The organism is Sphingomonas azotifigens NBRC 15497, assembly GCF_002091475.1.
GTDB classification, from domain to species: domain Bacteria; phylum Pseudomonadota; class Alphaproteobacteria; order Sphingomonadales; family Sphingomonadaceae; genus Sphingomonas; species Sphingomonas azotifigens.
The window spans coordinates 1-12406 of record NZ_BCTR01000095.1 but is presented as its reverse complement, the minus strand read 5'-3'; the positions used below and the strand labels follow the sequence as shown (position 1 = coordinate 12406).

Here is a 12406-nt window from a genome sequence, read left to right as displayed (position 1 = left end):
CCCAGCCGATATTGGCGCCGACCATGCCCGCCATCAGCAGCGGCAGGTCGCCGTGGCGCGCGCGGATGCCGGCGGCCTCGGCGGCGAAGTCGGTGACCGCGGTGACGCCCTTGTCGTCGCGCTCGGTGTGCCGGACCGCGCCGTCCGCAATCACGAAGACGCGGCGGTTGGTGGTGCCCCAATCGACCGCGAGGAAGGAGCCCGAAAAACGCGTACCCATGCCGGCATCCCTCTCAACGGCTGAAATTTCCGCGGCGCGATTGCGGGGAGATCGCGCGCGCCTGGTTCATTTATCGGATATATCGGGGTTGTCCAGCCGCGTGGCTAGGCTAGTCTGCCGGCATCGAACGGCGTGCGGGGCGTCGTTCCAAGGCAAAGAACAGGAAGTAGCAGCGAGGATGTCCACGTCTCTTTCGACCGCGCCCGGTGACCTTCGATCGGGTCTGGGGCGCAACCTGACCTATGGCATGCTCGATGCGCTGGGGCGGGCGATCGTCACCGGCCAGTACGAGACCCAGCCCTTCCCCACCGAGGCCGAGCTGGCCAAGCAACACGGCGTCAGCCGATCGGTGACGCGCGAGGCGGTGAAGATGCTCACCGCCAAGGGGCTGCTGAGCGCGCGGCCGCGCCAGGGCACGGTGGTGCAACCGGCCTCGTCGTGGAACCTGTTCGACACCGATGTGCTGCGCTGGCTGCTCGAGCGGCAGTTCTCGGTGGAGTTGCTGCGCCAGTTCAGCCAGCTGCGCATCGCGATCGAACCCGAGGCGGCGGCGCTGGCCGCGCAGTTCGGCACCGCGGAGGATCTCCGCCAGATCTCGGCGGGCCTCGCCCGAATGGAAGCCGCGGAGCGCGGGATGGACGACACGCTCGACGCCGACATCGCCTTCCACGTCGCGGTGCTGCGCGCCTCGGGCAATCCCTTCTACGCCCAGTTCCGCGACATGGTGGCGACGGCGCTGCGCACCTCGATCCGCTTCACCAACCGCATCAAGGGCCGCACCGCGAGCGTGGCGGACCATGCCGCCGTGCGCGACGCGATCGCGGCAAAGGATCCAGCTAAGGCGCGCACCGCGATGCGATCGCTGATCGGCGACGTCGTCGAGCTGATCGACGCCGCCGATGGGAGTGAAGCCGCTTAGGGAATCAGCCCATCCGCGCGCAGCAGCTCGAACCGCGCGAAAGAGGCGTCGTCGGTCGGATGATAGGCGGTGAAGCCCATCCGGCGGCGCTTCGACATCTCGGTCCCCACTTCGATCGGCGGCCGAGATCGGCATCGGTGTGCCAGGGCTAGGCGAGGCGCGCCTGAGGTGCGTTCATGTCGGGGTATTGCGCGACGCCCCGGTACGCGTTGCGACTTGATACGCGGCCAACGCGGCCATAGGACGCACATAAATCGGACAAAAGGATGATGGATAATGTCGGAGCGGATTCGGCTGGGGCTCGTTGGGATCGGCAAGATTGCACGGGATCAGCATCTGCCGGCGCTGGCCGGCGATGATCGATTCGAACTGGTCGCGACCGCCAGCCGCCATGCGAGCGTCGACGGCGTGCCGGCGCACAAGGATATCGAGGCGCTGATCGCCGGTGGGCACGACCTTACCGCCGTCTCGCTCTGCACCCCGCCCGAAGGCCGCTACGACCAGGCGCGGATCGCGATCGAGGCCGGGCTGAACGTGATGCTCGAAAAGCCGCCGGCGGCGACGCTGACCGAGATCGCCGACCTCGCCGAGCGCGCCCGCGCCAAGGGCGTGACGCTGTTCACCACCTGGCACTCGCGCGAGGCGGCAGGGGTCGAACCGGCCAAGGCGTGGCTCGCCGACAAGCAGATTACGGCTGCGCGCATCACCTGGCGCGAGGACATCCGCCGCTGGCATCCGGGCCAGGAATGGATCCTCGCGGCCGGCGGCTTCGGGGTGTTCGATCCCGGCATCAACGCGCTGTCGATCGCGACCAAGATCCTGCCGGACGCGCTGCTGCTCGACCAGGCCTGGATGGAAGTGCCCGAGGGCCGCGCCTCGCCGCTCCGCGCCAAGCTGCACATGCGCAGCGGCGGTGCGGCGGTGACCGCCGACTTCGACTTCCTGCAGACCGGCCCGCAGACCTGGGACATCGAGGTCGATACCGATGCCGGCACGCTGCGCCTGGGCATGGGCGGCAGCATCCTGCAGCTGCCGGGCGAGGACGAGCAGAAGGCGCCGGACCGCGAATATGCCCGGCTCTATGCCCGCTTCGCCGAACTGGTGGCGGCGGGCCAGAGCGACGTCGACGTGCGCCCGCTCCAACTCGTCGCGGATGCCTTCCTCGTCGGCGAACGCGCGATGGGTGATACCTTCACCTTTTGAGGGCGCCTTTTGAGGGGCGTCTTCTGATCAACGCCGGCGCCCGCATCGTGGCGCCGGCATTTTTGTATCAATCTCGCAAAATTCCTGGGGCGTTCGACATATTTTGCGACAACCTTTTTGTGGCACGGGGGACACGTGCCATCTAATGGCGAGTTTGGCAGTGACCGGTGGTCCGGCATTCCTCGGGCCACCCCTAAGCGGGTTCTGAAATTTGAACGCTCCGACCAGCTATGGCCGTTCGGGCCTGATCGTGTTTGCATCGGCCCTGCTCCTTGCTTCGTGCAGTTCCGGCGACGGTTCGGGCAAGCAGCAGGCCGGCGGCCGCCGCGGTCCGTCGGGCCCGCCGCAGGTCGGCTATGTCGTGGTGCAGCCGGGCAGCGTGCCGATGACCACCGAACTTGCCGGTCGAGTCACCGCCTATCAGTCCTCGGAGGTCCGTCCGCAGGTTGCCGGCATCGTCCAGCGCCGCTTCTTCACCGAAGGCACGATCGTCCACCAGGGCCAGACGCTCTACCAGATCGATCCCAGCCTCTATCAGGCGAGCGTCGCGCAGGCCCAGGCGAACCTGCAGAACGCGCAGGCCAATCTCGAGGCCGCGCGGATCAAGGCCGATCGCTACAAGCCGCTCGCGGCGATGCAGGCCGTGAGCCAGCAGGATTATACCGACGCCGTTGCCGCCTCCCGCCAGGCCGCCGCGCAGGTCGCCCAGCAGCGCGCCGCGCTGCAGACCGCGCAGATCAACCTGCGCTTCACCAAGGTCCCCGCCCCGATCACCGGCCGGATCGGCCGCAGCCTCGTCACCGAAGGCGCGCTGGTCACCACCAACCAGACCGATCCGCTGACCACGATCCAGCGGCTCGATCCGATCTATGTCGACATCCAGCAGTCGAGCGCCGACATGCTCGCGCTGCGCAAGGCGCTCGCCAAGGGCGGCATCACCCCCGCCAGCGCTGCGGTGCGGCTGAAGCTGGAAGACGGCAGCGATTACGAGATGGCCGGCACGGTCGAGTTCTCCGAAGTCGTCGTCAACGAAAGCACCGGCACCGTCACGCTGCGCGCGCGCTTCGCCAACCCGCAGAACATCCTGCTGCCGGGCATGTTCGTCCGCGCGATGTTCGCGCAGGCGATCGACACCCAGGCATACCTCGTGCCCCAGGCCGGCGTGTCGCGCGATCCCAAGGGCAATGCGACCGTCTATGTCGTAGGACCCGGCAACAAGGCGGTGGCGCGCACCGTCGTCGCCGATCGGACGATCGGGCAGAACTGGGTGATTACCCAGGGGCTGGCGCCCGGTGACAAGGTGATCGTGCAGGGCACGGCGAACCTCAAGCCGGACATCGACATCAAGCCGGTGCCCGCCGACACCAAGGAAACGATCGAGCCGCCCAAAAAGGGCCAGGGGCAAGGCGGCGCCCAGACCAAGGGCGGCAGCCAGGCCAAGGCGGGCTGAGCCCCCATGTCGCGCATCTTCATCGACCGGCCGATCTTCGCCTGGGTGCTAGCCATCATCGTGATGCTGATGGGCCTGGGCGCGATCTTCTCGCTGCCCATCGCGCAATATCCGGACATCGCGCCCCCGCAGGTCAACATCCGCGCCACCTATCCCGGCGCTTCTGCGGAGACGGTGCAGAACAGCGTCACCCAGGTGATCGAGCAGCAGCTGAGCGGCATCGACGGCCTGCTCTATTTCAGCAGTTCGTCCACCTCGCGCGGCCAGGTGACGATCTCGGCGACCTTCGAGAAGGGCACCAACCCGGACATCGCCCAGGTGCAGGTGCAGAACAAGGTGCAGCAGGCGCTGTCCCGCCTGCCCCAGCAGGTGCAGCAGCAGGGGCTGACCGTCACCAAGTCGAACCCCGACTTCCTGATGATCGTCGGCGTGTACGATTCGACCGACCAGAAGACCAATCTCGACGTCTCCGACTGGCTCGCCTCCAACCTGCAGGATCCGCTGTCGCGGCTCGAGGGCGTGGGCGATACCAACGTGTTCGGCGCGCCCTATGCGATGCGCATCTGGCTCAACCCCGCGCGGCTCGCGAGCTACGGGCTGATCCCGAACGACATCATCACCGCGATCCAGAACCAGAACACCGAAATCGCCGCGGGCGAGCTGGGCGGGCAGCCCATGCCGCAGGAGCAGATGCTCAACGCGACGGTGACCTCGCAATCGCGGCTGCAGACGCCCGAGCAGTTCGCCAACATCATCGTGAAGACCGATTCGACCGGCGCCGCGGTGAAGCTGCGCGACGTCGCCCGGGTCGAGCTCGGCTCTGACAACTACAACTCGTCCAGCCGGATCAACGGCCATCCCGGCGCCGGCCTCGCCATCTCGCTGTCGCCGGGCGCCGACGCGCTCAAGACCGCGGACCTCGTCAAGCAGCAGGTCGAGGCCGCCTCCAAGGGCTTCCCGCCGGGCTTCAAATACGCCTATGCCAACGACACCACCGGCTTCATCAAGCTCTCGATCGAAGAGGTGGTGAAGACGCTGTTCGAGGCGATCGTCCTCGTCGTCATCGTGATGTTCGTCTTCCTGCAGAGCTGGCGCGCGACGCTGGTCCCGGCGATCGCGGTGCCGGTGGTGCTGCTCGGCACCTTCGGCGTGTTCTACGCGCTCGGCTTCTCGATCAACACGCTCACGCTGTTCGGCCTCGTCCTCGCCATCGGCCTGCTCGTCGACGACGCGATCGTCGTCGTCGAGAATGTCGAGCGGCTGATGGAAGAGAATCCGGACATGACGCCGCGCGAGGCGACGATCCGCTCGATGGACGAAATCCAGGTGGCGCTGGTCGCGATCGCGCTGGTGCTGTCGGCCGTGTTCCTGCCGATGGCGTTCTTCGGCGGATCGACCGGCGTGATCTATCGCCAGTTCTCGGTGACGATCGTGTCCGCCATGGTCCTGTCGGTGCTGGTCGCGCTGGTGCTGAGCCCCGCGCTCACCGCCACGCTGCTCAAGCAGAAGAGCCAGGAAAAGGACGTCGAGGACAGCTGGGTGGCACGGCGCTTCCCCTGGATCGGCCGGGGCCTGACGGCGGCCAAGACCAAGTTCAACAACGGCTTCGATCGCGGCGTCGAGCGCTACACGACTTGGGTGCAGGCGGTGATCCACCGCAAATGGATCTTCCTGCTGCTCTATGTCGCGGTGTGCGCGCTGCTGGTGCTGATGTTCGTCCGCCTGCCTACCGGCTTCCTGCCGACCGAAGACCAGGGCGCGGCCTCGCTGCAGATCCGCCTGCCCGCCGGCGCCACCATGTCGCGCACCCGCGAGGTGCAGCTGGCGGTGGAAAAATACTTCCTCACCAAGGAAGCCAAGAACGTCGCGGTGATGTTCTCGGTCGCGGGCGGCGGCGGCGGCGGTGGCCCGGCGGGCCAGAACACCGGCCAGGGCTTCCTCAACTTCGCCGACTGGTCCGATCGCAAGGGGCAACAGAACAGCGCCGACGGCATCGTCAATCGCGCCTCCGCCGCCTTCCGCAACTTCCGCGACGCCCAGGTCTTCGCGCTGGTGCCGCCGGCGATCCGCGGCCTCGGCCAGTCGACCGGCTTCACCATGGAGCTGCTCAACTCCAGCGGCATGCCGCGCGAGCAGTTCCTGGCGGCACGCGACAAGCTGCTCGCCGCCGCGATGGCCGATCCCGAGCTCGCCGCCGTCCGCCTGACCGACCTGCCCGACGTCGCCACGCTCAAGGTCAACCTCGACCAGCAGAAGCTGGCGACGCTGGGGCTCGCCCAAGCCGATGTGAACTCGACGCTGTCGACTGCCTGGGGCGGCCGCTACGTCAACGACTTCATCGATCGCGGCCGGGTCAAGCGTGTCTATGTGCAGGGCGACGCGCCCTATCGCTCCGAGCCGAGCGACCTCAGCCAGTGGTTTGTCCGCAGCAGCAACGGCCAGATGGCGCCGTTCACTTCCTTCGCCTCGACCAGCTGGGCGACGGCGCCGACGTCGATGGCGCGGTTCAACGGCGTCCAGTCGTTCGAATTCAGCGGACAGGCAGCCCCCGGCAAGAGCTCGGGCGAGGCGATGAAGCGCATCGCCGAACTCGCCGCGCAGATCCCCGGCACCAGCGTCGCCTGGGCCGGCCTGTCCTATCAGGAGCGGCTGTCCTCGGGCCAGGCGCCGCTTCTCTACGGCGTGTCGCTGCTCGTCGTGTTCCTGTGCCTCGCCGCGCTCTATGAAAGCTGGTCGATTCCGATCGCGGTGCTGCTCGTGATCCCGCTCGGCCTGGTCGGCGCGATCTTCGCGGTGACGCTGCGCGGCCTGCAGAACGACGTCTATCTGCAGATCGGCCTGCTCACCACCATGGGCCTCGCCGCCAAGAACGCGATCCTGATGATCGAGTTCGCCGAGCAGGCCGAGAAGCAGGGCAAGCGGGTGATCGAGGCGGCGCTGGAAGCCGCGCGCATCCGTCTCCGCCCGATCCTGATGACCAGCCTCGCCTTCATCTTCGGCGTGCTGCCGCTCGCCATCTCGACCGGCGCGGGCGCGAACAGCCGCGTCGCGATCGGCACCTCGGTGATCGGCGGGATGCTGACCGCAACGATCCTCGCCATCTTCTACATCCCGCTGTTCTTCGTGCTCGTCCGCCGCGGCGTGCGCGACGGCCTGGCCGCGCTGCACAACCGCCGCCACCGCCACACCCCGGAGGCCCAGGCATGAAGCGCGCGCTGACGCTCCTCACCACCGTGGCGCTCGCCGGCTGCTCGATGGCGCCCAAGGACGTGCGCCCCGCAGCGCCCGTGCCGCCGAGCTGGCCGGTGGGCGACTCCTATCTGCGCACGAGCGAGGCGACGCTGCCCGCGCTCAGCTGGCGCGAGGTGTTCCGCGACGCCCGGCTGCAGAAGCTGATCGAGCAGGCGCTGGCCAACAATCGCGACCTGCGGGTGGCGGCGGCGAACATCGCCGCGGCGCGGGCGCAGTACCGCATCCAGCGCGCCGCGCAGTTCCCCGAGGTCGATGCCAGCGTCGGGATTACCGAGCGACGCGGGAATGCGACCACGGCAGGCAACGGGCTGGGCAATAGCGGCGGCACGGGAACCGGCTCGGCGGGCAATACGGGGGCCGGCGGCACCGCGCTGCGCACCAACTATTCCACGCAGGCCGGCATCACCGGCTTCGAGCTCGACCTGTTCGGCCGCCTCGCCTCGCTGACCCGTGCCCAGCAGAACAGCTATTTCGCCACCGAAGCCGGCGCCCGCGCAACCCGGCTCACGCTGGTCGGCGACATCGCCACCGCCTGGCTCAACTATGCCTCGGACGCGAGCCTGCTCGCCGTCGCCGAGCAGACCGCGAAAAGCGCAGAAGACAGCGTCCGCCTGACGCGCGCCCGCCTCGAAGGCGGCATCGCGCCGCGCACCGATCTGCGCCAAGCCGAGCAGACGCTCGCCACCGCACAGAACGACGTCGCCCGCCAGACCAGCGCGCTCGCGCAGGACGTCAACGCGCTGCGCCTGCTCGCCGGATCGGAGATCGACCCGGCGCTGCTCCCCGCCTCGATCGAGCAGGCCGCGCCCACCATCGCCGCGGTGCCGGCCGGGCTCGATTCGAGCATCCTGCTGCGCCGGCCGGACGTGGTGCAGGCAGAATACCAGCTGCGCGCTGCCAACGCCCAGATCGGTGCGGCGCGCGCGGCGCTGTTCCCGCGGATCAGCCTGACCAGCGTGCTCGGCTTCGCCAGCACCGCGCTGTCCAGCCTGTTCGACGGCGATGCGTTCAACTGGCAGGCCGGCGGCACCGCCAGCTATGCGATCTTCCGCGGCGGCGCAGGGCGCGCCAATGTCCAGCTGAGCGAAGCACAGCAACAGGCGCAGGTCGCCAATTACGAGCGTGCGATCCAGACCGCGTTCCGCGACGTCGCCAACGCCCTGGCGGTGCGCGGTACGATCGACGCCCAGCTCCGCGCGACCCAGCTCCAGGCCGATGCCGCGGCGGATACCTATCGGCTGAGCGAGGCGCGCTATCGCGGCGGCATCGACACCTTCCTGCAGAGCCTGGTGTCGCAGCGCTCGCTCTACGCGGCGCAGCAGCAGCTGGTGACGGTGCAGCTCACCGCGGCGACGAACCGGGTGAACCTCTACCGCGCGCTGGGCGGCGATTCGCAGCTCGAGGTCACGCGGCAGGGGCCGCAGCCGATGGACGCATCCGGAACCGCGCCCGCGCCGGGCAGTTGACCGCACGCCCCTGCTTGTGGCAGGCGATCGGCAGCGGGCGGGTATAGCACAATGGTAGTGCAGCAGCCTTCCAAGCTGAATACGCGGGTTCGATTCCCGCTACCCGCTCCATTTTCCGATCTCAGGAAATCCCATACCGCTTTGTAAACCGCAGAAATCTGCGGTATTTTTCGGGCTGTCCGGTTCGTGATCGCTCGTTCCGCCCCATCAAAGCGCAATGCCAAGTGGGGCCCCTTCGAAAATCGCGAGCCCCACTTCAATGCACGAGGCCCCAAAGTGGTGGGGCCTCGCGGCGGGAGTCTCGAACCATGGCTTTGACCGACATTGCAATTCGCAGGGCCAGGACCCGCGACAAAGCCTACAAGATGTATGACGAGCTAGGCCTGTTCCTGATCGTGTCGCCCTCCGGCTCCCGCCTGTGGCGCATGAAATTCAAACGCCATGGCGTCGAGAAAAAGCTCAGCTTCGGCTCCTATCCAGACGTAAGCCTCCGAGACGCGAGGAAGCTGCGCGACGAGGCGCGCGAGATCCTCGCTGAGGGCAAGGACCCCGTTCTGGAACGGCAGCGCGAAAAGCTTCGAAACGAAGCGCTGGCGGAAAACACCTTTACCCGAATCGCCCAGGAATATTGCACGAAGCGGCGACGCGACGGCGACCGGGCCTGGGCGCCCGCCACCGCCTCACGGTGCGAGTATCTCCTAAGCCTTCTCGACAACTCGATCGGCAGAATGCCGGTTCATGAGATCGAACCGATCGACGCGCTGACGGCGATCCGGACGATCGAGAAACGCGGGAAGCTGGAAAGCGCCCGACGAACCTTGCAGCTCGCCAGTGCCGTGTTCCGCTACGCTGTCGCCACCGCTCGGTTGAAGTCCGATCCTACACGAGACCTCCGTGGCGCGCTGCTTACGCCAACTGTGACGCACTATGGGGCAGTTACCGAAGCAGAGGAGGTCGGCAAGCTGCTCCGGGCGATCGATGCCTATGAAGGTCAGGGCATGACCAAATGGGCGCTGCAACTGGCCCCCCATGTCTTCGTGCGTCCTGGCGAACTGCGCCATGCGCGATGGGAAGAGATCGATTTCAATGCCGCCGTGTGGACCATACCGGCCGAGAAGATGAAGATGCGTAAGCCGCATCACGTACCGCTCTCGAGCCAATCGATCGCCATCCTGATGGAGATCCAGTCGATCATCGGGACCCACGGCTATGTGTTTCCGTCAATGCGATCCCGAACACGACCTATGTCAGAGAATACCCTCAACGCAGCCCTCCGCCGCTTGGGCTACGCCAGCAACGAAATGACCGCTCACGGCTTTAGGGCCATGGCGAGCACGCTGCTAAACGAATCCGGCAAATGGTCCTACGATGCTATCGAACGGGCGTTGGCGCACGGCGACAGCGACAAAGTGCGAGCGGCCTATCATCGTGGCACCCACTGGAAGGAGCGGGTAGCCATGGCGCAGTGGTGGTCGAACCTGCTAGATAGTCTACGCGACGGCGCAAACATTTTGCCCTTCCCCAACAGCGATTGTTGGATGAATCCTAGTGGTTCCCGCACACGTTTTGGGAACTGAATATTTTCACGCGCTTCGGGGTAAATTATAATCGGTATTCCATTGCTTGCTCTTCGGGATTCAGAGCCTGTGGAGCAAGCGGACTACCATAGGAAAAAATGCATCTCGGCTATAATTTTGGGAAGAAGCCTGAACTAGGTGTTTGGTCCCAGCATGTGATGGCTGGGTTTGACGATAAAGGCATCGGGCTTTGATTTCCATAGCGCGGTGATGGCGTCATAGGGCGTCCTGAACTTCAAAGCCTTGAGCTGCTTGGCGAAGTTGTAGGCAATCAGCCAGTCGGCGACGTGTCGTCGCAGTTCCTGGATTGATGCGTAATGGAAGGACTTGGTAGTCGCTTCCTTGATTGTCCTGACTGAGTAGCCCCTAGATTTCTGGACGCCTTAGATCCTAATTTTGAGGACAGGAGGCGACGATGGGGAAGCCCAATTTCAGCGATGAGTTCAAGCGTGACGCGGTGGCCCAGATCACCGAGCGCGGCTATCCGGTAGCGGAGGTTTCGCAGCGTCTGGGCGTCAGCCAGCACTCGCTGTATTCGTGGAAACGGCAGCTGGCGAAGGTGGGGTCAGGCGATGCCGGCAAGGATGCGGAGATCCGCCAGCTGAAGCGCGAGCTGGCCCGGGTGACCGAGGAGCGCGACATCCTAAAACGTATGGCCCGCCCCGTCCGCAAGCCGGATCACCCGTCATGAGATCTTCGAGGCGATGCATCAGGTTGATACGCCCCTTGGGCAGGATGATCCCACGTTCGAGCAGCACCGCACGCAACTGGTTGATCAGCGTCGTGCGCGCGTTGACCAGCCGCTCCCGCGCGCGGTGCAGGATCTGCAGATCAAGCTGGTCTTCGTTCTTCAGCGAGACGAAGCGCATGGTCGGCCGTGTCGCCGCTTCGGCAATCGCCTCGGCATCGCGATCGTCGGTCTTCTGCGCCTTGACGTAGGGCTGGACATATTCAGGCGACATCAGCCGGATCGTGTGCCCGTACATCGCCAGTGTCCGGCCCAGAAAGTGAGCGCCGCAGCACGCCTCCATCGCAATGACGCACGCCGGCAAGGTCGTCGCGAACGCCGCCCCGGCAGCTCGCTGCGGCCAATCTGGCGGCGCGGTAGACGGCGGCGGCGCGCGACCGCGCCTTCTTCGCCCAATTGACCAACTATCTGATCGACCTCGATCATGCGGTGATCGTCAATGTCGAGGCGACCACCGCCATTCCCCAAGCCGAGGGCCCCGCCCAGCGCCGGATGATCGAGCGCACGCACGCCTGGTTCGGCCTGTCGCCCAAGCGGCTTGCGGCGGAAACACCGGACACGGCTATGCAAGGAAGCTGGTTTGGCTGGTGGAGAAACGCGGCATCGAACCGGCCCCAGCGCGTCAATCGTTCTTTGCTTGGTGCGTCTCGGCGGAGCACTTCACTGATGGATTGAGCTGCTCTGCACGTTTCCGGCATCCCGAAAGCGCATCCGCATTGTCCTCCGAAAGTCGCGCTGCGTCGGCCAGCGCCTGCGCCTGCTGCGGGTTGGCCACCTGCATGAGCCGCACGCGCGCGTCCCAAGGTGTCCGCCTGAGTATTGCTGCAGCCCGTTCCTCTGGCCAATGCCAGCTCTCGGGCGCGAGCTGAGCGACTAGCGTTGGAAAGACAGTGCCGGAAGCGAAGCCTATCAGCAGTGCCAAAGCGGCTGCCCCCGCGATCCACAGCTGCTGGGTCTCCGCGGAATGCGCCGACGCAACCATCCCCTTCAATTCCTGGACGGTGTCGGCAAGGGCATGACTGGCGCCGGTCCAGGCACGATGATCGTCCGCACGTCCTTCGGCACTCGCCGCCTCGATCTGCTTCGCGACATTTTCCGGCGTCAACGTCATGGCCGGGCGCTTGGCCAGAATGTTGATCGCGCCGCAAACCTTGTCGTACCCATCGCGGATCTTCTCCAGGTCCGGCCCGTAATCCCGCGCATGCAGTTCCTGCTGCCGGGCCGCGAAGCCATCGACCGCAGCGGTCAGCCCGGCAAGCTTGCGTGACATCTCGTTGAACGCCTGCACGGTCTGGTCCGCTTCTACGGGAGGTTCGTGAGTACCCATGGCTACATTCCAATCCCAAGGCCGCGATCACGATCGATCGAGAAGGTGAGCTGACGGATGATCGAGCGCGTGCGGGCATCGCCGCCGAGCGACCTACTGACGCCACCATCGCGGCTGCCCGGCGTCCATTCCGGTGACCATTGCCGGCCGAACAGCTGGCTGCCGCGACGGCTGAGCGCGGCGCCGAGCGCCGGGTCCTTCTCCAGCCCCTTCGCCATCGATCGCATGGCGTTCTCGACGCTGG

9 protein-coding genes, 1 tRNA gene and 4 pseudogenes are annotated in these 12406 nt (G+C 66.2%); 9 read left to right on the top strand and 5 right to left on the bottom strand.

The window, feature by feature from the left end; all coding sequences use genetic code 11:
• Positions 1–220, bottom strand: a 220-nt coding sequence (locus tag SAZ01S_RS22390; protein WP_139810203.1) for a 2-dehydro-3-deoxygalactonokinase, incomplete at its 3' end; no start/stop codon positions are given.
• Positions 221–398: 178 nt separating this feature from the next.
• Here SAZ01S_RS22390 and SAZ01S_RS22385 point away from each other — a divergent pair.
• From SAZ01S_RS22385 to SAZ01S_RS22350, 7 genes are all read left to right on the top strand, one after another.
• Positions 399–1139, top strand: a complete 741-nt coding sequence (locus SAZ01S_RS22385; protein WP_084584551.1) for a FadR/GntR family transcriptional regulator — start codon at positions 399–401, stop codon at positions 1137–1139.
• Positions 1140–1415: 276 nt separating this feature from the next.
• Positions 1416–2342 (top strand): Gfo/Idh/MocA family protein, encoded by a 927-nt coding sequence (locus tag SAZ01S_RS22375; RefSeq protein ID WP_084584550.1) that lies wholly within the window; start codon positions 1416–1418, stop codon positions 2340–2342.
• A 211-nt stretch (positions 2343–2553) separates the two neighbouring features.
• Positions 2554–3792, top strand: coding sequence for an efflux RND transporter periplasmic adaptor subunit (locus SAZ01S_RS22370; RefSeq protein WP_084584549.1), 1239 nt, complete (start codon positions 2554–2556; stop codon positions 3790–3792).
• 6 nt (positions 3793–3798) lie between these two features.
• On the top strand, positions 3799–6999 hold the full coding sequence (locus SAZ01S_RS22365; protein WP_084584548.1) for an efflux RND transporter permease subunit: 3201 nt from the start codon (positions 3799–3801) through the stop codon (positions 6997–6999).
• Positions 6996–8510 carry an efflux transporter outer membrane subunit gene (locus SAZ01S_RS22360; RefSeq protein ID WP_084584547.1) on the top strand — a complete coding sequence of 505 codons (1515 nt, stop codon included), beginning with the start codon at positions 6996–6998 and terminating at the stop codon, positions 8508–8510. The genes SAZ01S_RS22365 and SAZ01S_RS22360 overlap by 4 nt, the downstream gene beginning before the upstream one ends.
• Before the next feature lie 37 nt (positions 8511–8547).
• Positions 8548–8621 (top strand) — tRNA-Gly (locus SAZ01S_RS22355).
• Positions 8622–8818: 197 nt separating this feature from the next.
• Entirely contained in the window at positions 8819–10087 is a 1269-nt protein-coding gene (locus SAZ01S_RS22350; protein ID WP_084584546.1) for a tyrosine-type recombinase/integrase, read from the top strand.
• Positions 10088–10221: 134 nt separating this feature from the next.
• Here SAZ01S_RS22350 and SAZ01S_RS22345 read toward each other — a convergent pair.
• A pseudogene (locus SAZ01S_RS22345) lies at positions 10222–10443 on the bottom strand (IS481 family transposase); the annotation flags it as partial.
• Positions 10444–10502: 59 nt separating this feature from the next.
• On the opposite strand from SAZ01S_RS22345, the pseudogene SAZ01S_RS22340 reads away from it, so the two are divergent.
• Positions 10503–10760: pseudogene (locus SAZ01S_RS22340) on the top strand (transposase); the annotation flags it as partial.
• Between the two features lie 46 nt (positions 10761–10806).
• Here the strand turns inward: SAZ01S_RS22340 and SAZ01S_RS22335 are convergent.
• Positions 10807–11139 (bottom strand): annotated as a pseudogene (locus SAZ01S_RS22335) (IS110 family transposase); the annotation flags it as partial.
• Positions 11140–11210: 71 nt separating this feature from the next.
• Between SAZ01S_RS22335 and SAZ01S_RS23875 the strand changes: the two are divergent.
• Positions 11211–11446 (top strand): annotated as a pseudogene (locus tag SAZ01S_RS23875) (IS5/IS1182 family transposase); the annotation flags it as partial.
• A gap of 11 nt (positions 11447–11457) precedes the next feature.
• Here the strand turns inward: SAZ01S_RS23875 and SAZ01S_RS22330 are convergent.
• Both SAZ01S_RS22330 and SAZ01S_RS22325 read right to left on the bottom strand, forming a co-directional pair.
• The gene (locus tag SAZ01S_RS22330) at positions 11458–12162 is read right to left on the bottom strand and encodes a DUF6118 family protein (protein WP_084584545.1); all 705 of its coding nucleotides are present in this window, start codon (positions 12160–12162) and stop codon (positions 11458–11460) included.
• A 2-nt stretch (positions 12163–12164) separates the two neighbouring features.
• Positions 12165–12406: hypothetical protein (locus SAZ01S_RS22325; RefSeq protein ID WP_218018151.1), on the bottom strand; the 242-nt coding region annotated here is incomplete at its 5' end.